The sequence below is a fragment of the Gluconobacter sphaericus genome, assembly GCF_016757795.1.
GTDB classification, from domain to species: Bacteria; Pseudomonadota; Alphaproteobacteria; order Acetobacterales; family Acetobacteraceae; genus Gluconobacter; species Gluconobacter sphaericus.
This window is the reverse complement of the sequence record NZ_CP068419.1, coordinates 102,162-122,147: the sequence shown is the minus strand read 5'-3', so window position 1 is coordinate 122,147 and position 19,986 is coordinate 102,162. Positions and strand designations below refer to the sequence as shown.

16 protein-coding genes and 1 tRNA gene are annotated in these 19,986 nt (G+C 59.2%); 13 read left to right on the top strand and 4 right to left on the bottom strand.

All coding sequences use genetic code 11. The features are described from left to right. Positions 1–18: 18 nt before the first annotated feature. On the bottom strand, positions 19–2,796 hold the full coding sequence (locus IGS75_RS00530) for a phosphoenolpyruvate carboxylase (protein WP_141351276.1): 2,778 nt from the start codon (positions 2,794–2,796) through the stop codon (positions 19–21). 127 nt (positions 2,797–2,923) lie between these two features. Here IGS75_RS00530 and IGS75_RS00525 point away from each other — a divergent pair, with 127 nt between their 5' ends. The 8 genes from IGS75_RS00525 to IGS75_RS00490 all read left to right on the top strand — a co-directional run bounded on the left by IGS75_RS00525 (position 2,924) and on the right by IGS75_RS00490 (position 10,253). Then, the gene (locus IGS75_RS00525) at positions 2,924–4,213 is read left to right on the top strand and encodes a DUF445 domain-containing protein (protein ID WP_202257235.1); all 1,290 of its coding nucleotides are present in this window, start codon (positions 2,924–2,926) and stop codon (positions 4,211–4,213) included. 121 nt (positions 4,214–4,334) lie between these two features. Further along, complete coding sequence (locus IGS75_RS00520) at positions 4,335–4,817, top strand: SUF system Fe-S cluster assembly regulator (protein WP_202257233.1); 483 nt, start codon at positions 4,335–4,337, stop codon at positions 4,815–4,817. A gap of 12 nt (positions 4,818–4,829) precedes the next feature. Beyond that, positions 4,830–6,311 carry a Fe-S cluster assembly protein SufB gene (sufB, locus tag IGS75_RS00515; RefSeq protein ID WP_202257232.1) on the top strand — a complete coding sequence of 494 codons (1,482 nt, stop codon included), beginning with the start codon at positions 4,830–4,832 and terminating at the stop codon, positions 6,309–6,311. Position 6,312: 1 nt separating this feature from the next. After that, complete coding sequence (gene sufC / locus IGS75_RS00510; protein ID WP_141351267.1) at positions 6,313–7,083, top strand: Fe-S cluster assembly ATPase SufC; 771 nt, start codon at positions 6,313–6,315, stop codon at positions 7,081–7,083. Positions 7,084–7,100: 17 nt separating this feature from the next. Then, the gene (gene sufD, locus IGS75_RS00505) at positions 7,101–8,276 is read left to right on the top strand and encodes a Fe-S cluster assembly protein SufD (RefSeq protein WP_141351347.1); all 1,176 of its coding nucleotides are present in this window, start codon (positions 7,101–7,103) and stop codon (positions 8,274–8,276) included. Beyond that, positions 8,273–9,514, top strand: a complete 1,242-nt coding sequence (locus IGS75_RS00500; RefSeq protein WP_272929769.1) for a cysteine desulfurase — start codon at positions 8,273–8,275, stop codon at positions 9,512–9,514. The genes sufD and IGS75_RS00500 overlap by 4 nt, the downstream gene beginning before the upstream one ends. An 8-nt stretch (positions 9,515–9,522) precedes the next feature. Continuing rightward, positions 9,523–9,879 carry an SUF system Fe-S cluster assembly protein gene (locus IGS75_RS00495; RefSeq protein ID WP_337249221.1) on the top strand — a complete coding sequence of 119 codons (357 nt, stop codon included), beginning with the start codon at positions 9,523–9,525 and terminating at the stop codon, positions 9,877–9,879. A gap of 17 nt (positions 9,880–9,896) precedes the next feature. Then, on the top strand, positions 9,897–10,253 hold the full coding sequence (locus IGS75_RS00490; protein WP_141351264.1) for a HesB/IscA family protein: 357 nt from the start codon (positions 9,897–9,899) through the stop codon (positions 10,251–10,253). Here IGS75_RS00490 and IGS75_RS00485 read toward each other — a convergent pair. From IGS75_RS00485 to IGS75_RS00475, 3 genes are all read right to left on the bottom strand, one after another. Beyond that, positions 10,198–11,541, bottom strand: a complete 1,344-nt coding sequence (locus IGS75_RS00485) for a class I SAM-dependent RNA methyltransferase (protein WP_202258021.1) — start codon at positions 11,539–11,541, stop codon at positions 10,198–10,200. The two genes, IGS75_RS00490 and IGS75_RS00485, sit on opposite strands and share 56 nt — an antisense overlap. Continuing rightward, positions 11,516–13,651 carry a DEAD/DEAH box helicase gene (locus IGS75_RS00480; protein ID WP_408876499.1) on the bottom strand — a complete coding sequence of 712 codons (2,136 nt, stop codon included), beginning with the start codon at positions 13,649–13,651 and terminating at the stop codon, positions 11,516–11,518. Before IGS75_RS00480 ends, IGS75_RS00485 begins: the two co-directional genes overlap by 26 nt. 354 nt (positions 13,652–14,005) lie before the next feature. Next, positions 14,006–14,458, bottom strand: a complete 453-nt coding sequence (locus IGS75_RS00475; RefSeq protein WP_202257226.1) for a hypothetical protein — start codon at positions 14,456–14,458, stop codon at positions 14,006–14,008. A gap of 183 nt (positions 14,459–14,641) precedes the next feature. On the opposite strand from IGS75_RS00475, the gene IGS75_RS00470 reads away from it, so the two are divergent. The 5 genes from IGS75_RS00470 (at position 14,642) to clpX (ending at position 19,927) form a co-directional block, all read left to right on the top strand. Continuing rightward, the gene (locus tag IGS75_RS00470) at positions 14,642–16,138 is read left to right on the top strand and encodes an NAD(P)H-hydrate dehydratase (RefSeq protein ID WP_237468888.1); all 1,497 of its coding nucleotides are present in this window, start codon (positions 14,642–14,644) and stop codon (positions 16,136–16,138) included. 68 nt (positions 16,139–16,206) lie between these two features. Next, positions 16,207–16,291, top strand: a tRNA-Leu gene (locus IGS75_RS00465). A gap of 60 nt (positions 16,292–16,351) precedes the next feature. Continuing rightward, positions 16,352–17,683 (top strand): trigger factor, encoded by a 1,332-nt coding sequence (tig, locus tag IGS75_RS00460; RefSeq protein ID WP_202258017.1) that lies wholly within the window; start codon positions 16,352–16,354, stop codon positions 17,681–17,683. A 134-nt stretch (positions 17,684–17,817) separates the two neighbouring features. Then, a complete protein-coding gene (locus IGS75_RS00455; RefSeq protein WP_141351256.1) occupies positions 17,818–18,465 on the top strand; it encodes an ATP-dependent Clp protease proteolytic subunit in 648 nt (215 codons plus the stop codon). Between the two features lie 196 nt (positions 18,466–18,661). Continuing rightward, complete coding sequence (clpX, locus tag IGS75_RS00450) at positions 18,662–19,927, top strand: ATP-dependent Clp protease ATP-binding subunit ClpX (protein WP_141351254.1); 1,266 nt, start codon at positions 18,662–18,664, stop codon at positions 19,925–19,927. Positions 19,928–19,986 lie beyond the last annotated feature (59 nt).

Genomic DNA, 19,986 nt, shown 5'->3' with positions numbered 1-19,986 from the left:
GCGACCGCGGATCATTCCTCATCCGAAAGCCCGGTTGGCGTGCATGATCGCCACGCCGATCTCACGCATTAGTGCAAAGCAGCGTGACAGCGGCGCGAAAATCTCCTCATGCTCCCGCGCAAAACCGGCGGCTTCAGCAGCATCACCCGGTTCCCCGAAGTCGAGATTAGCAACGCTTGGAGCGCTGATCGGGAACAGATCCTCCAACAGATGCAGCGCGCGCGGCACATCTAGGCAGAGGATCAGGTTCGTGATTGCTTCGCGTGTCAGGCTATTGCGCGGCCCGAAATAGGGGATGCGGGTTGAAAGCGTCCACAGCCGGTCGATGAGGGCAAAGCGGATGGCATGAAGCAGCTTTTCGCGTGCATCCATGCGGGGCGCATCCGGCCATGCTGCACGCAGGGCGATATGATCCGCCTGGATGCGCCGGAACATGGCCGGGCCATTGGCCCAGAAGCGCAGCAGTTCCAGGCCGTGCGAAATACACAGCAGGCTCTGACGCTCTTCATCGCTCCGGGCTTTTGCTGCACGGTCCAGCCAGGTTCCGGGATCAAGCTGATGGATCGTCGTCCGCAGTACGTCCAGATCCGAGTGCGCAAGGGCCTGACGGGCGAAATCCATGGCTTCGCGGAAACGCGAGGATTCCGTGGCGAACTGCTCGAATGTTTCGGGATGACGCTGTGCTGCGTTCCCAAGGCCATGCAGCACATTCGCCCACCAGCCGAGTTGCTGAAGAATGGCGTTATTGGGAATGGCGCGAAGCTGTCCCGGATGAGTGATGCGTGTGACCGTTGCCGCGTCCGACTGGCGTGCGGAAGGACGGGACCCCGTCTTATCGATTAAGGCTGGACCGAATGCGCTTAGTAGTGCCGCATAGCCGGGATCGTCGACCAGTGCGCCCATGTCGAGCGCGATGGTGGAAAAGAAATCCGATGCGAAGTCAGGCCGCGTATAAACTGGATCTTTCGTGTCCAGTGGGATATCGGCCACATGTTCTGCCAGCGTTGCGATGGTGGAGGCTGCAAGGGCCTTCGTGCCGAACAGCGTGTAGCCGTCTCCACCCTGGAATGCGGTTTCCACCCGGCAGCCGATCCCGGCCTCGCGCATGGCAAGACGCGTACGGGCGGGGGAGAAATAGTCCAGACGCTGGCGCAGGCTGAACGGATGCGCCCCCCGTCCGATGCTTTCGCCATGTGTGTCGAACAACGTCAGGGACACGTCTTCAAGGCCGTGTTCCGCCAGCAGGGAAAGGGTCCGCATGCGCAACCGTTCGACCAGATTGGTCGCTGCGAGCTGTCCGACGTAACGGCCTGAGTCGGAGTATCCGAACTGAAGCGACAGGCGGCCGTTTGCTCGCAGATAATCGCGCCAGTGACTGGAGCGGAAAGCTTCTTCCAGAATGGTCTCGCCGTTCTCAAGCGCGCTTTCCGTCTCGAACAGCGGTGATATCTCGATCTGGTGGTCCTTGATCCCGAACAGGCGTGCCAGCCAGAGCGTGGCGAGCAGCGTATAGCCGCTTTCGGTCTCGGCAATGAGGAAGCGGATGGGCGAGCCAGAATCGATGTGCTTGAGGATCTGCGCCATCGTCATCATCAGTCGTGCGGCTGATGCGGGCTCGACCAGCAGGGATCCGAAATCCACAGCGCGGGGTTTCAGATCCGAAAGGGCCTCGTCGATTTTGGCCAGCAGAACGCGACGGCGTGAGGGCAGGGCAGGATCATCGGTCAGGCCAAGCCGGGTGCGGGCTACATTGTAGATCTGTGCGGCATTTAGCCTTGTATGGATTCGGGCGATCCCGAGGCCATGGTTCATGAAGCCGGCACGGATGGTCCGCAGGTGCAGTCTGGCTTCATCATCCAGCTCGACCGCCGCGTCCTGGAACAGTGGCAGAAGTTCGGTGGCGTCGAGCAGCGCCTTGTCTCGGCAGGCAATCAGTGTCTGGGCAAAATCCTTGATGATTTCCGGAGCAGCATCCTTGCCGGTCGGGCAGGCGGCGTGCTGTGTTTTTACGGCTTCGATCGCCCGGCGCGCCCGCATGGCGAGTGCGCTGTCCTGCAGGCCCAGGCGTTCGAGTCCGTCCGTGAGACGATGCAGCTGGGAGGATTTCAGCTCAAGCCGGATCCGCAGCGTGTCCCACCAGCCGATGTCGTTCCGGCCGTCGGTGTCGAACCCGACCCAGCTTGCGAGGATGACGGGCGAGGGATCGACCTGACTGCCCTCGTCAGACCAGCGCTGGGACATTTCCTGCAGCAGTGCTTCGGTCAGATCGTCGAGCGCATCGCGCCCCCGCAGAATGGCTGCCAGCGCCAGCGCCTGTTCCTGCGCCAGTGTTGGGGGGGCCGGACGGCGATGCGTCTTCAGGCACGGCACTGGCTGTTCCGGATTTTCAGCACGCTGCGTCAGGATCTCATAGACGCCGTCCGCCAGTGCAAAGGTCGGGTGGGCGGTAAAGACGGCGGCAATCTGCGGCACCGTCAGGGAGACGGCATCGGGGGCCTGATCGACAAGGCGTTTTGCCACGGCTTCGAGGCGGCCTTGGGGAGCAGCAGTATCGAGCCCGATATAGGAGCGCAGATGTGCGGCCCGTTCCATGAAATGCTCGTCACGCAGGGCGCGGATGACATTCTCGATTTCGTCCAGTTGCGTCCTGTTCTCGCTCCGGTCGTCGTCCAACAGGCCCTGGCTAATGGACGCAATCAGGTCTGCGAGACCATCGCGCTCATGGAGAAGCCGTGACGTCATTGCGTTAATACGGTCATGGAGGGACGGATCGAGCCGGGAGGCGCAGTCAGACATCGGGAGCAGTCTCGCTTCTGCGGAGAAATGGGACGAAGACGGGGCGCAATACTTTTCATGCCCTGTCACCAAGTGCAACCTTGCTCTGGACGCGACAGCACGGGAGGATGATGCTATCGGTGCGCTCATGCACGCGGACACGACCCCATCCGTTTCCCGGAAATCCAGCACCACAGCTTTCTCACCCAGGTTCATGGCCGGTGGCTTGCTCGTCGGCATGGGTATTCTCGCTGCGGGAACGACACTCGCAGCCGCCCGTCATATCGGGGACGGTAGTCTTGCCTTTAGCCTGCTGCGCGCCGGGTCGCGGGCAGGCGTTGTTGGTGGTCTTGCCGACTGGTTTGCGGTTACGGCCCTGTTCCGTCATCCGCTGGGTCTGCCCATTCCTCATACGGCCATTCTGCCGCGGCAGAAAGAACGGCTCGGTCAGGCGCTGGGACGTTTCATTTCCGGTCAGTTCTTCACTGAGGATGATGTTCGCCGCGCCCTGTCGAAAATTGACCTCTCCAGCCTGATTGCCGACATGCTGAATGACCCGGCGAATCGACAGACGCTCGTCACCAGCATGCGCTCCGCCATCCCGGTGATGTTCGATCGGATGGAAGACGGGCGCGCCAAGACCGCCATTTCTCGCGCGCTTCCGGTTCTGCTGAATGGCGAGGAAATGGCTCCCCTCGTTTCTCGTGGCATGCGGGCGATGGTGAACAGCGAGATGCATCAGGAGGTCCTGTCCTTTCTGCTGGAGCGCATTAAGACGACTGTGACCTCCCGTGAGTCTGATCTGCGTCATTTTGTAGAAGAACGAGTGCGCGAGCAGGGGGGGCGTTTTCTGGGCTGGGCGATCGGTGGGTCAGTCGCCAGTCGTGTCCTCATGGCGCTCCATGCCGAGTTTGAGCGGGTTGATCCGATGGACTCGGAACTGCGGCACGGGTTCACCACCTGGGTCCGGGGTGAAATCGACCGTATTGAAAATGATCCTGCCCGGCGCAAGGATATGGCCGACACGATCACATCTGTTCTGACGCATACCAGCCTTAAAGGATGGAGTTCGGAGCTATGGGAGCGTCTGCGGCGCATGGTCGAGGAAGACAGCGGACGCGAGGACGGCTGGAGCGCTACTGTTATCGATGCGGCGATTGTTCAGCTGGCCAGTGCCCTGCGCTCCAATGAATCCCTGCGTTTGAAGGTCAATCAGGCTGTTGAAAGCACCGTTCAGCGGATCCTGCCCGGCCTGCGTGAAAAGCTCTCGGGGTTTATCGCGGCCGTTATGGCGGGCTGGGACGGAAACGATCTGGCGGCCCGGCTGGAGTCGCGAGTGGGTCGTGATCTGGCCTATATTCGTATAAATGGCACTGTCGTTGGTTTCCTTGCCGGAGCGGCGCTCGACGGCGTTTCCCGACTGTTTTTTGGTGTGTAACATTCCATGTTCGGAGACGAGGGGGATACTGAAGTCTTGACCTTTGCCCGGGATTGGGTCATTTGGAACAAATCAGGACTTACCAAGTCTTGAATTAGAGCAAGATGTGAGTGTGCAAGCGATGCTGAGGCTGTCAAAACTGGCCGATTACGCCACTGTTCTTCTGGTCCATCTCGGTCGTCACGAAGGACTGGCAACAGCAGCAGCCCTTGCGGTGGAAACTGGCGTCCCTGAACCTACCGTCGCCAAGCTTCTTAAAGGTCTGGCCTCCAGTGGTCTGGTCCTGTCCCATCGTGGCGCCCGTGGCGGATACCGTCTTTCCAGCGAGCTTGAAACCGTGACGGTCGCAACCGTTATTGCGGCTGTAGACGGCCCGATCGCTATCACGGCCTGCTGTGACGGACGCGAGTGCGAGCACAGTTCGCTGTGCGGCCTGTCGGGACAGTGGGATGTCGTAAATGACGCCATCCTCAAAACACTTAACAGCATCACACTGGCAGATATGGGCCGCCACGCGGAACGTCTGCCAAGGCGCGGCCTCGCGTCTGCACCTGTCGCCCCCGCCGGGGCGAAGACTTCTTCCGTGACCGACGCGGTCAGTTAAGGACAACACACCATGCCAGCCGTGACGGAAACCCGCGAGACAGTCGAAAAACTCGCGAAATCCAGCTACGAATGGGGTTTCGAGACCGATATCGAGATGGATATCGCGCCCAAAGGACTCAACGAGGAGACGGTTCGCCTGATCTCCGAGCGCAAGGGTGAGCCACAGTGGATGCTGGACTGGCGTCTGAAGGCCTTTCGCGCATGGCTGGAAATGGAAGAGCCGACCTGGGCTCATATCCATCATCCGCCGATCGACTACCAGGACGCGCATTATTTCGCGCAACCGAAGAAGAAGCCGGGGCCCAAGAGCCTCGATGAAGTCGATCCCGAGCTGCTCAAGACCTATGCCAAACTGGGTATTCCTCTGCATGAACAGGCTTTGCTTGCCGGTGTCGAAGGCGCAGAAGAGCGTATGCCTGTTGCCGTGGATGCCGTTTTTGACAGCGTGTCCGTCGCGACGACCTTCCGCAAGACGCTTGCGGAAGCCGGCGTGATTTTCTGTCCGATCTCCGACGCAATCCGTGAACACCCCGAACTGGTCCAGAAATATCTGGGCACGGTGGTTCCGGTGTCGGACAATTTCTTTGCAGCCCTGAACTCTGCTGTCTTTACGGATGGCTCCTTCGTCTACATCCCTGAGGGCGTCCGCTGCCCGATGGAGCTGTCCACCTATTTCCGCATCAATGCGCGCAATACGGGACAGTTCGAGCGTACGCTTATCATCGCGGAAGATCGTGCCACCGTCTCCTATCTGGAAGGCTGCACGGCGCCACAGCGTGACGAAAACCAGCTTCATGCAGCTGTGGTCGAGCTTGTCGCGATGGAAGATGCCTCAATCAAGTATTCCACCGTCCAGAACTGGTATCCGGGCGATGACGAAGGTCGGGGTGGCATCTACAATTTTGTGACCAAGCGTGGCATCTGTCGTGGCGCGCGCTCCAAGATTTCCTGGACGCAGGTTGAGACCGGTTCTGCCATTACGTGGAAATACCCGTCCTGCGTGCTGGCCGGTGAGGGATCGGTTGGCGAGTTCTATTCAGTTGCGGTGACCAATAATCACCAGCAGGCCGATACAGGGACGAAGATGATCCATCTGGCGCCGAACACGCGCTCGACGATTATCGCCAAGACCATTTCCGCTGGGCACTCTGATAGCACCTATCGTGGTTTGGTCCGCATGCAGCCCAAAGCGCGTAACGCACGCAATTTTACGCAGTGCGACAGTCTGCTGATTGGCGATCAGTGCGGTGCGCACACAGTACCTTATATTGAAAGCCGTAACATGACGGCGCGCGTGGAGCATGAAGCGACCACGTCCAAAATCTCCGAAGACCAGCTCTTCTACTGTCGTTCGCGCGGCCTGTCGGAAGAAGATGCAGTTGGTCTGATCGTCAATGGTTTCTGCCGCGAGGTGCTCAAGGAGCTCCCGATGGAATTCGCGGTCGAGGCGCAGAAGCTTCTGCAGATCAGCCTCGAAGGAAGTGTGGGTTAATATGAGCGATTTTCTGAAAATTCAGGGTCTTCAGGCCCGCATCGACGCCGACGGTACGCCCAAGGACATTCTCAAGGGGCTCGACCTCGAAATCCCCAAGGGTGAAGTCCACGCGATCATGGGGCCAAATGGCTCTGGTAAATCCACGCTGTCTTATGTGCTTGCCGGTCGTGACGACTACGAAGTGACGGGTGGGTCAGCCACTTTCAAGGGACAGGATCTGCTGGCTCTTGAGCCCGAAGAACGCGCTGCGCTGGGTTTGTTTCTGGCATTCCAGTCACCGGTCGAACTTCCCGGTGTGAATAATGCGAATTTCTTGCGTACGGCCGTAAACGCCGTTCGTCGGGCGCGTGGTGAAGCCGAAATGGATGCAGTGGCTTTTCTCAAGGCTGTTCGTGCCGAGACCAAGCATCTCTCCATGTCCGACGACATGCTCAAGCGTGCAGTTAATGTCGGCTTTTCGGGCGGCGAGAAGAAGCGCAATGAAGTGCTTCAAATGCGTCTGCTTCAGCCGTCTTTTGCTATTCTTGACGAGACGGACAGTGGTCTGGACATTGACGCCCTGCGTATTGTCGCTGAAGGCGTGAATTCCCTGCGCAGCCCGGATTTTTCGGCTCTGGTTATCACCCATCATCAGCGTCTGCTCGATTACATTGTGCCGGACCGCGTGCATGTTATGGCGCATGGCCGCATCATCCACAGTGGCGGTCCCGATATCGCCAAGACACTTGAGAAGCAGGGTTATACCCAGTTCCTCGAGGCAGCAGCGTGAGCGGAGCTCCCACCGTAATGCAGAACGCTGTTCCCGCTCTGGAGGCGTTTGTTGCACGTGCCGCCGGGCAAGGTGCGGCTCTGGCCGAAACGGGGCTGCCGACGCGCCGCGTTGAAGCCTGGCGTTATACGCCACTTCGTTCGATCGCGGATACGGTGTGGCAAAAGGCTGCGTCCCTGACGACCGAAACCGCCACTGCGCTGCTGAATCATCTGATCTTGCCTGAAACGGGCGTCCGTGTGGTCTATGGCAATGGTCAGCTTTTGGATGCGTTATCGGCTTTTCCGGAAGTTGCTCAGCGGGCTTCGGAAAACGTTTCTCCGCTCAAGGGGGTGTTTTCCGCAACGCTAAATACGGCGCTGGGTGAAAGAGGTCTCGATATTCGAATACCCGCTGGAACGGATGCGGGTCTGCTGACGCTCGTTAGCCTCTCTAATGGGCAGGATGTTTCGACGCATCTTCAGCACCGGATCGTACTGGAAGACGGCGCGTCCTTGACACTGTATGACGTCAGTGCAGGTGAGGGGCGTTATATCGCCAACCCGCGCTTTGACATTGTTGTGGGCAAGGAGGCGACGCTCCGTCATGTCAAGGTGCAGCGTGAGAGCCTGACCGCCACGCATCTCGCCATCGTTTCGGCCGATGTGGCGGAGAAGGGCGAATATGACAGCTTTACCCTGAATCAGGGTAGCAGCCTTGCGCGTCATGAAGCTGTCGTGACACTGGGTGCACCTCACGCCATGGCGCATGTGAATGGCGTACAGATCGTCGATGGCCAGCGCCTGAACGACCTGACATCCATGATCCATCATGCCGCTCCTGATGGGAGCTCGCGCCAGACCGTCAAGACGGTTCTGTCCGACGCCGGGCAGGGTGTTTTCCAGGGCAAGATCCTTGTTGATCGCGTGGCCCAGAAAACTGATGGCTATCAGATGAACCAGGCGCTTCTGCTGTCTGAAAAGGCGCAGATCAACAGTAAGCCCGAGCTGGAAATTTACGCTGACGACGTCAAGTGCAGTCACGGCGCCACTGTCGGTGCACTTGATGACGAGCAGCTCTTTTATCTGCGCTCCCGGGGTATTCCGCAAACGGATGCACGGGATATGCTTGTGCGTGCATTCCTGATCGATGCGCTGGATCTGGTTTCCGATGAGGGGCTGCGTGATCTGCTGCTGCGGAGCATGACCTCATGACCTCTACTGACCGCCCTACTGGGATGGACCTGTCGGCAATTCGCTCCCATTTCCCGATCCTGAACGAAACCGTTCATGGCCGGCCTCTGGTCTTTCTCGATAGCGCGGCTTCGTCCCAGAAGCCGGATGACGTGATCGAGGCCATGCGGGACGCGGCGTATCACCAGTATGCCAACATTCATCGTGGCTTACATTGGATGAGCGAGCGCACGACGGAAGCCTATGAGCGTGCCCGTCATGACGTGGCCCGTCTTCTAAATGCGCCCGATCATCGGGAAATCGTTTTTACCCGTAACAGCACCGAGGCCATTAACCTCGTGGCGCACAGTTTTGGCAGTATGCTGAAGCCCGGGCAGGCAGTTCTGATTTCCGAGCTTGAGCATCACGCTAATATCGTGCCTTGGCTTATGCTGCGGGATCGTGCGGGTATCGAGCTGCGTGTCGCTCCTATCAATGATGCTGGCGATATTGATCTGGACGCTTACGAAGCGCTTCTGTCGGATGGGAAGGTGGCGCTTGTTGCCGTTACGCACATGTCCAATGTGCTGGGAACGATTACGCCGGTCAGGAAACTGGCGGAAATCGCCCATGCTTATGGCGCGCGCATTTTGTTGGACGGGTCTCAGTCGGTCGTTCATCGCAAGATTGACGTGCAAGCCATTGGAGCGGATTTCTTCACCTTCACGGGTCATAAGCTCTATGGCCCTACGGGGATTGGGGTGCTCTGGGGGAAGATGGAGCTGCTGGACATCATGCCGCCTTTTATGGGCGGTGGTGACATGATTCAGAACGTGTCTTTCGAGCGCGCTACCTGGGCGCATGTTCCTCACAAGTTTGAGGCCGGTACACCTGCCATTCTGGAGACGATCGGTCTTGGGGCGGCTGTCCGTTTTGTGGAAGAGATCGGTTATGATGCCATTTCGTACCATGAAGCTGACCTGACCTCTTATGCGCTGAAAAAGATGCGTGGGATCAATAGTTTGCGCATTTTGGGCGAACCTGAAGAGCGCGGGGGCGTAATCTCCTTCGTCATGGACGGTGCGCACCCACATGATCTGGCAACCTTGCTGGATCAGCTCGGAATTGCCATCCGCGCCGGGCAGCATTGTGCTGAACCTCTGGTGCGTCGTCTTGGCGTTCATGCCACCGCACGTGCCAGTTTTGGCATCTACACCACGACTGAAGAGATCGATGCGCTGATCGAAGGGCTTGAACGGGCCCGGATGATGCTCGCATGAGTGAAGCCATGACCGATATCACAACCAGTGAAGATACAGCTGCCGTTTCTGCAACAGGAACGGCACCCGATCAGGAAGCGGTCATCGCGGCGATCGCGACGGTGTATGATCCGGAGATCCCGGTCAACATCTATGAGCTCGGCCTGATCTACGCGATCGACCTGCATGATGATGGCCGCGTACATATTGAGATGACGCTGACGGCGCCGAACTGCCCCAGCGCACAGGAATTGCCGGAGATGGTGCGCGATGCTGTCTCTCATGTTCCGGGTGTCAGTCAGGCTACTGTCGAAATCGTCTGGGATCCGCCATGGGATATGAGCCGCATGAGCGATGATGCCCGGCTTGCTCTTAATATGTTTTGATCTGGAAAGAAGCATTTATGTCCGACGTCGCAACGCGCCGCTCGCTGCCCGCTCTCATGGCACTGTCCGATCAGGCAGCCAAGCGTCTCAAAGCTCTTTATGCCAGCTCCCATCAGGGCCAGCTTCTGCGTATCAGTGTGGGAACGCGCGGATGCTCGGGGCTATCTTATGAAATGAATTTTGTGACGGCCCCAGAGCTAACCGATGAGCGGGTCGAGGATCAGGGTGTAACCCTGCTGGTAGATCGCAAGGCGACCCTGTTCCTGACCGGTACTGTCATGGATTACGAGGTCAAGGACCTCGAATCCGGTTTTACGTTCAGGAATCCGAACGAGAAAGGTCGCTGCGGCTGCGGCGAGAGTTTTCACGTTTGATTCGCTTCACGTCCCGTGACAGCACGACCACAGCCTCGACTTCTGTGGACCATAGGAACTGGTCCACAATCGTCAGGCCGATGACCGAGAATCCTGCGTTCCACAGAGCTTTAGCGTCTTTTTCAAGTGCCGCTGGGTTGCAGCTCACGTAAACGATGTCCGGCACGGCCGACTTGGCCAGGGGCGCCGTTTGTGCGCCCGCACCTGCGTAAGGCGGATCAAGAACCACGGCCCGTGTTGATTTTAGATCGTGTGGCAGAAGCGGCTGGCGCCCCAGATCCCGATGAAACCCATCAACGCGGCGTCCACCGGAGGCAGCTTTCAGGCAGTGTGCAGCCGCCAGATTGCCTTCATAGGCCATGACACGGCCTTTTTCGGACATCGGGAAGGTCAGGGTGCCACATCCGGCAAACAGTTCGACCGTCACATCCTTTTTGTTGAGTGACGGCAAGCCGTCGACAACGGCGGCGACAATAGTCTTCTCGGCATCAGCGGTCGCCTGAAGAAAGGCAGAGGGAGGCGGGGAGACGATCACACCGTCAAAATCTTCCCGGACCGGGCCGGACTGGGCCACTGTCTCGATACCCAGATCTTTCGGATCCTGCCAGGAAATTCGCGACAGGTTATGCTCGCGGGCAAAGGCTGCCAGTTTGATGCGGTCAGCACTCGTCAAGGGAGCGGGGGTCTGCAGTGTGAGGTCTGGTCCACTGTCGAGCAGGTTGACCATCAGGCTCCCGCGGCCCGTCAGTGCACCCAGATTTCCAAGAACTTCACGCAGAGGGGTAAGAAGTCCAAAAATTTCGGGATGCAGGACATGGCATTCCGTCATGTCCACGGGATCACCATTGCGGCGATGCAGCCCGATGATCACGCCGCCCGGCACGCGCTGAACAGCAAAATCCATGCGGCGCCGGGTTTTTGGCGTTGTCTGGAACATCCGTGCAGGCGGCAGATCTGTGAAACCCGCTGCTGTGAGGGCCTGTGTGACGCGCTGCGTCTTCCAGCCCAGCAGAGCTGGGAGGGAGAGGTGCTGTAATGCACAGCCGCCGCATTCGCCAAACAGGTCGCACAGGGGGATGACGCGGTCGGGTGATGCGTGAACGATGTCAATGAGTTCGGGATGGGAGGGAGCGAGGCGGACCCGGACGTCTTCCCCGGGCAGAGTACCCGGGATGAAAACGGTCTGGCCATCAAGATGCGCGATGCCGTCGCCTGCCGCACCCAGTCCTTCAATCCGGAGTTCTGCAACTCCGGTCAAGGTGTCATTCATTACCGTAATGGCGCCCATCATGCTGAACAGGAGCAGCAGGATCGTTGCTACCGGGAACTATGACTTTTCTGCGGCGCGGGACCAGCATGAAAGCGGGCGTATCACCCCCAAACCCTGTCTTTGGCCCATCGTTTTCGAAAGCAGGGGCCAGTTCAACCGAACGGTGGCTGACGGGGGCCTCGATCGCCGCGACAGAGGTGGGTGTGACCTGCTGAACGGTCTCGTTTTCGTCGCGATCGCCACGATTGCGATTGCGACCGCCACGACGGCGCTTGCGGGGCCGCTGCTCTCCTTCTTCCGCCACGTCCTGCGGTGCAGGAGTCGCGGTCTCGGGCGGGCGGCGTTCACCGTCTTCGGGAGCCCAGTCAACGGTTGTGATGCCTTCAAGAACTGGGCGTGCAATCACCTTGCCTGTCAGTGTCTCGATGGCTTCCAGCAGTCTGCGATCGCGCGGGGCTGCCAGACTGAAGGCATGGCCTTCGTTACCTGCACGACCGGTCCGTCCGATGCGATGCACATAATCTTCCGCATTGAACGGTAGATCATAATTGAAGACATGCGACAGGCCGCCGATATCGATGCCGCGCGCTGCCACGTCCGAGCATACCAGGAACTTCAGGTCGCCAGAGCGGAAACGTTCAAGCGTCGAGAAGCGAAGGGACTGGGCCAGATCTCCGTGAAGATGACCGGCTTCGATGCCATGCTTGGTCAGATACTGCTGGATCATGTCCACATCGCGCTTGCGATTGCAGAACACGATGGCGCTCTGGACGTTTTCACGACGCAGCAGCTTCTTAAGTGTGCGACGCTTTTCGTCCTCCGGCACAATAACCAGAGCTTCTTCGATCGTCGTGGCTACGGAAGACTGGCGCGCCACCGTGATTTCCACCGGGTGTCGGAGGAAAGCATCGGCTAAACGGCGGATTTCCGGTGCCATCGTGGCGGAGAAGAAGAGGGTCTGGCGATGGCCGGGCAGCAATGCCACAATTTTTTCGATATCGGGGATGAAGCCCATGTCCAGCATACGGTCGGCTTCGTCGATCACGAGCGTGCTGGTCTGCGTGAGCAGCAGGCCACCGCGTCCGAACAGGTCGAGCAAACGGCCCGGAGTCGCGATCAGCACATCTACGCCGCGGTTCAGAACGTCGCGCTGTTCGGTCATGCTCTCGCCACCGATCAGCAGCGCATGGGTCAGACGCAGATACTTGCCATAGAGCTTGCAGTTCTCGGCAACCTGCAATGCCAACTCTCGCGTCGGCTCCAGGATCAGAGAGCGCGGCATCCGGGCGCGGGCACGTGAGCCGGCCAGTTTTTGGAGCATCGGCAGTGTGAAAGAGGCAGTTTTGCCGGTTCCGGTCTGGGCGACACCCAGAACGTCATGGCCCTTCAGGACTTCGGGAATGGCCTGGGCCTGAATGGGAGTGGGGTGTTCGTAACCAAGCTCCTCAATGGCTCGCATGATCGACTCGCCCAAACCCAGATCGGCAAAGCGTGGCCTGTCGGAAACGTCTTCGGCAACCACGGCGGTCTCAACGACGGCGGAGGGATCAACGGTTTCTTCAACGACAGCCGGTGTTGCAGCAGGCGCTTTGGTACGGCGACGACGCGCAGGCTTTTCGCTCTTCGAGAGTTCGATCTGAACGGCAGGGGTTTCTTCGGCAGCGGGTTCCGGGGCTTCCACGACAGGGGCGGAGGCCTTGCGACGGGAGGGACGCGTTTTCTTTTCGACGGGGGCCTCTGCCTTGGCCTCTGCAACTGCGACATCCACCTTGCGCGGACGGCCGCGACGACGCGGCGCTGCAGGAGATTCTGGGGTTTCCTCCGGCACAACTTCGGTGGCGGGCTGTTCCATAACCGGCGTCTTGCGCGGACGGCCACGGCGTTTGGGGGCCGCCTCGGCTTCTTCGGTCACGGTCTCGACTTTTTTTGTGGAGCGACGGCGCGGGGCAGGTGCGGCTACAGATGCCTGGGCAGGCTTGGTCGCGGCTTCCGGTTCTATAACAGCTTTTTTGGGGCGTCCTGCCGTTTTCGGAGTAGGGACTTCGCTTTCACTCGCGGATTCGGTAGCAGGCGTGGCTGTTTTGCGGGTCCGGCGTGCAGGTGCCTTTAGTTCCGCCGTTTTTTCCATCGCCATTGCCGCAGTCTTCGTGCGGCGCGTGCGGGGAGCCTTGGCGGCAGGAGTTTCCGTTACCGGAGACGTTTCGCCTTCATCGGCAACAGTCGGTGACGTTGCGGCTGCGGCAGCACGTGAACCAGAGGGGCGTCCGCGTCTGGGCGTTGCAGTCGTACGGGGCTTGGAAGGACCGGAGGTCGTTTTCGCGCTCAAATGACTCTCGAGACTCTCTTTGACGGCGCACACCCGAATGGATGAAGGCCGGAGTTGAGGGCGGGGCAATTGCCCGCAGCTATAACTGGTGCGTTATCGATAAATAGCGGGAATGGCAAGCGATACGGCCCTTCAAGCGCCGTATCGCTTACGATTTCACATGCCGCGTGCCATTGCGGCGACAAGAATGGTCAGGACACCCAGTCCCGCCATCATGGCGGTGCGGCTGCGCAGGGTGTCGAATAGCGCGGGCTGGGGGCGCATGGCGCGTCGGGCCCGACGGAAGGGGCCTTGGACGGTCAGGATGAAAATTGCCGCCATAGCGAGGCCCAGAAGTTGCATCGCATTGACCGGCCAGGGCACGGCTGCAAATCCGCCTTCATGGAAAATCAGGCCCCAGCCGCTCAGTAGCGAGAACGGGACGACCTGATAGAGGCCGCGGAAAAAGCGCGTGTAACCCTGAAGCAGGACGGAGTTACGTGGTCCCGGATCCAGCAGTCCGACCGTGGAGCGGACAACGAGTGTTGAGTAGATCGAACCGCCGACCCAGTATGTCATGCACAGCAGATGGATTGCGAGCACGAGGCTCCAGATGATCGACCCTGTCATTGATCCTCGTCATGGTTGAAAATGGAAAAAAAGGGGAAAGAACATTCCCGAAGCATTTCCCTTGAATACCCGACGCAAGCCCCTTAGCGCCAGAGGGAAGCGGAATTGAGGGGGGCCGTAAGAGGCAACGTAACAGCCGCTCATGCTTTGCTGTCATAAAACCAGCAGGAGAACGCCCTCGAGATGTCCCGCCCTGTAATATTCGCTCCTGTGTCTCGCCATCCTTTCGCATTGCTAATGCCCGAGGAGAGCGACCGCATGGATTATGCGGCTGCTGCCATCCTTCCATCTACACGTCTGATGGAAAATGCCGGCTGGGCCGCTGCACGCGTTATCCGTAACCGTTTTTCGCCGTGTCGTGTCACGATTGCCTGCGGGCCGGGAAACAACGGTGGAGACGGCTATGTCGTAGCCCGCAATCTCGCACGCTGGGGTTGGTCTGTCCGCGTTGCCGCGCTTTCTGCTCCCAAATTCGGGACGCCTGCTGCCGACATGGCTGCCCGCTGGGCTGGTTCTATGGTGCCGTTCACAGCTGAGGAATTGGCGGGGGCTGATTTGGTGGTGGATGCGGTTTTCGGTTCGGGGTTGAAGCGCCCTGTTGCGGATGATGTTGCGGCTGTTCTTGCGGCTGCCCGGGAGGTCGTTGCCATCGATATGCCGAGCGGCGTGGCTGGGGCCTCGGGTGAGATCCTCGGAAAGGCCCGCGGCTGTAAGTTCACGGTGACTTTTGTTCGTCTGCGCCCCGGGCATGTCCTGCAACCTGGTTCTGATCTGTGTGGTGAGGTGATTTGCGCCGATATAGGCATGCCTGAAGCGGCATGGGACGGCGTTACGCCGCTTGTGCAGCATAACGAGCCTGGCCTGTGGAGTTTGCCGCTTTCGGGGGATGGGGACTATAAATACCACCGTGGTGTCGTCAGTCTGTGTGGTGGGGCTGAAATGCCCGGTGCGGCCCGGCTTGCGGCTCGCGGGGCGCGCCGCAGCGGGGCGGGTCTTGTGCGAATTGCGGCGGGTGAGGGGGCTTCGGCCTATCGACTCGGTGATCCTGGTCTGATCGTGGACGAGGCGCCGCTTTCCGAATTGCTGAAAGATGCGCGTCGTAAGGTCTGGATCTGCGGTCCCGGCCTGACCGAAGACGAAGTTGCTACGACCCTTCCGCAGCTTCTCAAGGCCGACCGGATCGTGTTGGCGGATGCCGGTGCACTGGCATGGGGATCGCAGGATCTGTCGCGGCTGAAAGGGGTTGTTGCCGTCACGCCCCATATCGGAGAGTTTCGCAAACTCTTCGGACCGGTCGAAGGCAGTCGTCTGGATGTCGCGCAGGCTGCTGCAAAGCGTATCAATGCTGTTGTCGTCATGAAGGGGCCTGACACAATCATTGCTGCTCCGGATGGTCGGGTTGCCATCAATACGCATGCGTCGTCTGCTCTGGCGACGGCGGGTTCGGGGGATACCCTCACGGGTGTGATCGCAGCCCTTCTTGCGGCGGGGATGGATGTCTGGGAAGCCTGCTGCGCAGGCGTCTGGCTGCATGGGGAAGCTGGAATCGAGGCCGGGAAAGTGCATGGCGGCTGGCCCCTGGCCGAGGATCTGGATCTCCCTCTAGGGCAGGCAAGGGCGACCGCCACGCGTCTGGCGCGGGAGGCATTAGATAAAAAGGCGACCGGATCACTGTTGTGAAGTCGCGTTTCATGCGCTAAAGGCCGCGCATCCGAGGTTCGGTAACACGAGCCTGGAGGCCGAGCGCTGCGGGCGTGGTGAAATTGGTAGACACGCCAGATTTAGGTTCTGGTGGCGCAAGTCGTGGGGGTTCAAGTCCCTCCGCCCGCACCAAGCCCGGCTTCCCGAGAAAGAGATTTGACCAACCTACCGACCGAGAGGATCGCCTGGCTCATGCAGGTTACGCCCACGCTCAACGAAGGACTTAAGCGCGCCTTCACCGTCGTTGTCCCGTCTGCCGACCTGCAGGTCCGTCGCGATGCACGACTCGCTGAAGTCGCCAAGACGATCAAGCTTCCGGGCTTCCGTCCGGGCAAGGTGCCGGCCTCCCTCGTCAAACAGCGTTACAGCGATTCCGTGAATGCGGAGCTGCTGGAAGAAGTCATCAATGACGCCACGACCAAGCTGTTTGCAGAGCAGAATGTTCGTCCGGCGATGCAGCCGAAGGTCGAAGTGGTTTCCGCCATCGAAGACGGCAAGGATCTCGAATTCAAGGTTGAGACCGAAGTTCTCCCGGAAATCGAAGTTCCCGACCTGTCTGGCCTGAAGCTGACGCGCCTTGGCGCCAAGGTCAGCGAAGAGACCGTCGAGAAGGCCCTGAACGACGTTGCCCGTCGCAGCCGCAAGTTCGAGACGATCGAAGAAGACCGCGCAGCCGCTCAGGGCGATGTCGTCTGCGTTGACTTTGTGGGCAAGCTGGACGGTACGCCGTTCGACGGTGGCACGGCTGACGATGTGAATGTCGAAATCGGCGGCGAAGGCTTCATCCCCGGCTTCGCCGAGCAGATGGAAGGCATGAAGGCTGGCGAAGAGCGCGTTATCAACGTGACGTTCCCCGCCGACTATCAGGCTGAAGAGCTGGCCGGCAAGGCCGTGACCTTCGACATTAAGGCGAAGTCCCTGAAGAAGGCTGTTGATCCGGCCAGCGACGACGAGCTTGCCAAGACGATCGGTTTCGAGAACCTCGAACAGATCCGCAAGATCATCACGGAACAAGCTGAGGGTGAATACCAGCAGCTTTCGCGTTTGCGCATCAAGCGCGATCTTCTGGACGCACTGTCCGAGAAGACGGACTTCGAAGCACCGTCCAGCATGGTTGACGCCGAGTTCAACCAGATTTGGGCCCGCGTCGAGGAAGACCGCAAGGCCGGTCGTCTGGACGAAGAAGATGCTGGTAAGGACGAAGAGACCCTCAAGGCCGACTACCGTCGCATTGCCGAGCGTCGCGTGAAGCTGGGTCTGCTGCTGGCTGAGATTGGCCGCAAGCAGGAAATCCAGGTTTCCCGTGAAGAGCTTCTGGGTGCGATGCAGCAGGAAGCCCAGCGTTACCCGGGTCAGGAACAGATGGTTTTCGAGTTCTTCTCCAAGAACCCGCAGGCTGTCGAAGGGCTCCGTGGCCCGATCCTGGAAAACAAGGTCGTCGATTACCTGATCGAGCTGGCTGACGTCACCGACAAGGAAGTGACGCCGGAAGAACTGGCCGAAATCCCGCCCGCCGAACTCTGATCTTTCGGCGCGGGATCCAGCGGGCGCTCTTCGGGGTGCCCGTTTTTTCCTGCCTGCTCCCTTTGACGGAACGACATGTCGGGTCCATGTTAGGAAGCAGAAGAAAGCCCATCGGGCATTGAGGAACAGACAGCATGGCCATTCGGGATCGTGATCCCCTCGAGGTGTTCAGCAACTCTCTGGTGCCGATGGTGGTCGAGCAGACTGCCCGCGGAGAGCGCTCTTTCGACATCTTTTCGCGTCTCCTTCAGGAGCGAATTATCTTCCTGACCGGACCTGTCTACGATCAGGTCTCGTCCCTGATCTGCGCGCAGCTCCTCTATTTGGAGAGCGTGAATCCCACCAAGGAAATCTCGTTCTACATCAACAGCCCGGGCGGTGTCGTTTCCGCTGGTCTCGCGATCTATGACACCATGCAGTACATCCGCTGCCCCGTGAGCACGGTCTGCATCGGTCAGGCTGCATCCATGGGTTCCCTGCTTCTGGCAGGTGGCGAGAAGGGGCATCGCTACGCCCTTCCCAATGCCCGCGTAATGGTTCACCAGCCGTCCGGTGGTGCTCAGGGACAGGCTTCAGACATCGAGATCCAAGCTCGCGAAATTCTCATCATCCGTCAGCGGTTGAACGAGATCTATCGCGAACATACCGGTCAGACGTTGGAGCAGATCGAGCAGAAGCTCGAGCGTGACAGTTATCTCTCAGCCAACGAGGCCCGCGAATTCGGCCTGATCGACAAGGTCGTCGTACGCAATCCGCATGAGACCACGTCCGATCCGAGTTGAGATACTTCCGGACCTGAGGAGCCTTATGCTCCTTACCGGACCAGAAAAGCGGCATTCCGATATGCCGCTTTTCGTGTCTTGGGGCATCGGGGCTCCGGGGTTGCCGAAGACTCCGACCTCGGCCTAAAGTTAAAGTTCTTTCGCATGTCTGCTGCATGAATGTGGTCAGGTCGTGCGCAAGGGAAAGGGAACAGCAATGAGCAACAAATCCGGCGATTCCAAGAACACCCTGTATTGCTCGTTCTGCGGGAAATCCCAGCACGAAGTCCGTAAACTGATTGCTGGTCCCACGGTCTTCATCTGCGATGAATGCGTCGAACTCTGCATGGATATCATCCGTGAAGAGCACAAGACCCATCTCGTGAAGTCCCGTGATGGTGTTCCGACTCCCAAGGAAATCTGCAAGGTTCTTGACGATTACGTGATTGGTCAGTTCGAGGCCAAGCGTGCGCTCTCCGTGGCGGTTCATAACCATTACAAGCGCCTTGCCCATGCCACGAAGAGCAGCGACATCGAGATTGCAAAGTCCAATATCCTGCTGATCGGTCCGACGGGTTCGGGCAAGACCCTGCTTGCCCAGACGCTGGCACGTATCCTGGACGTTCCCTTCACGATGGCGGATGCCACGACCCTGACTGAAGCCGGCTATGTCGGTGAGGACGTGGAGAACATCATCCTCAAGCTGCTCCAGTCCGCTGACTACAATGTCGATCGGGCCCAGCGCGGCATTGTCTATATCGACGAGATCGACAAAATTTCCCGCAAGTCCGACAACCCGTCCATAACGCGTGATGTCTCGGGTGAGGGCGTGCAGCAGGCCCTGCTGAAGCTCATGGAAGGCACCGTAGCTTCTGTGCCGCCGCAGGGTGGTCGCAAGCATCCGCAGCAGGAATTCCTGCAGGTCGATACGACCAACATGCTCTTCATCTGCGGCGGTGCTTTTGCCGGTCTGGACAAGATCATTTCGGCGCGTGGTAAGGGGTCGGGCATTGGCTTTGGTGCGGATGTGCGTTCTGATGACGAGCGTCGTCTTGGTGCGATTCTGCAGAGCGTGGAGCCGGAAGATCTGTTGAAGTTCGGTCTCATCCCCGAATTTATCGGCCGCTTGCCGGTCATCGCAGCCCTGAACGATCTGGACGAATCCGCGCTGATTCAGATCCTCAGTAAACCCAAGAACGCGCTGATTAAGCAGTATGGTCGTCTTTTCGAGATGGAAGGCGTCAAGCTGACCTTTACGGAAGATGCCCTGGCAGCGATTGCCAAACGCGCCATCGAGCGCAAAACTGGTGCGCGTGGCCTTCGTTCGATCCTGGAAAGTATTCTTCTTGGTACGATGTTCGACTTGCCTGGACTTGAAGGCGTCGAAGAGGTCGTCATTAACCGGGAAGTGGCGGAAAACAAAGCCCAGCCAGTCTATGTTTACGGGAAGGGCAAGTCCGAGCCCACGGAGCAGTCTGCGTAAAAATGGTTCCGGCTCTTGTGCTGGCCCCTTCGGCTTTCGACATAACTGACTGAGATTGT

Coding starts and splice junctions, on each gene's coding strand:
- IGS75_RS00520 (WP_202257233.1), top strand. CDS start 4,335: ATGCTGAGGCTGTCAAAACTGGCCGATTACGCCACTGTTCTTCTGGTC.
- IGS75_RS00485 (WP_202258021.1), bottom strand. CDS start 11,541: ATGGGCGCCATTACGGTAATGAATGACACCTTGACCGGAGTTGCAGAA.
- IGS75_RS00480 (WP_408876499.1), bottom strand. CDS start 13,651: ATGGAAAAAACGGCGGAACTAAAGGCACCTGCACGCCGGACCCGCAAA.
- IGS75_RS00495 (WP_337249221.1), top strand. CDS start 9,523: ATGACCGATATCACAACCAGTGAAGATACAGCTGCCGTTTCTGCAACA.
- IGS75_RS00530 (WP_141351276.1), bottom strand. CDS start 2,796: ATGTCTGACTGCGCCTCCCGGCTCGATCCGTCCCTCCATGACCGTATT.
- IGS75_RS00455 (WP_141351256.1), top strand. CDS start 17,818: ATGGCCATTCGGGATCGTGATCCCCTCGAGGTGTTCAGCAACTCTCTG.
- sufB (WP_202257232.1), top strand. CDS start 4,830: ATGCCAGCCGTGACGGAAACCCGCGAGACAGTCGAAAAACTCGCGAAA.
- clpX (WP_141351254.1), top strand. CDS start 18,662: ATGAGCAACAAATCCGGCGATTCCAAGAACACCCTGTATTGCTCGTTC.
- IGS75_RS00475 (WP_202257226.1), bottom strand. CDS start 14,458: ATGACAGGGTCGATCATCTGGAGCCTCGTGCTCGCAATCCATCTGCTG.
- IGS75_RS00525 (WP_202257235.1), top strand. CDS start 2,924: ATGCACGCGGACACGACCCCATCCGTTTCCCGGAAATCCAGCACCACA.
- IGS75_RS00490 (WP_141351264.1), top strand. CDS start 9,897: ATGTCCGACGTCGCAACGCGCCGCTCGCTGCCCGCTCTCATGGCACTG.
- sufC (WP_141351267.1), top strand. CDS start 6,313: ATGAGCGATTTTCTGAAAATTCAGGGTCTTCAGGCCCGCATCGACGCC.
- IGS75_RS00470 (WP_237468888.1), top strand. CDS start 14,642: ATGTCCCGCCCTGTAATATTCGCTCCTGTGTCTCGCCATCCTTTCGCA.
- IGS75_RS00500 (WP_272929769.1), top strand. CDS start 8,273: ATGACCTCTACTGACCGCCCTACTGGGATGGACCTGTCGGCAATTCGC.
- sufD (WP_141351347.1), top strand. CDS start 7,101: ATGCAGAACGCTGTTCCCGCTCTGGAGGCGTTTGTTGCACGTGCCGCC.
- tig (WP_202258017.1), top strand. CDS start 16,352: ATGCAGGTTACGCCCACGCTCAACGAAGGACTTAAGCGCGCCTTCACC.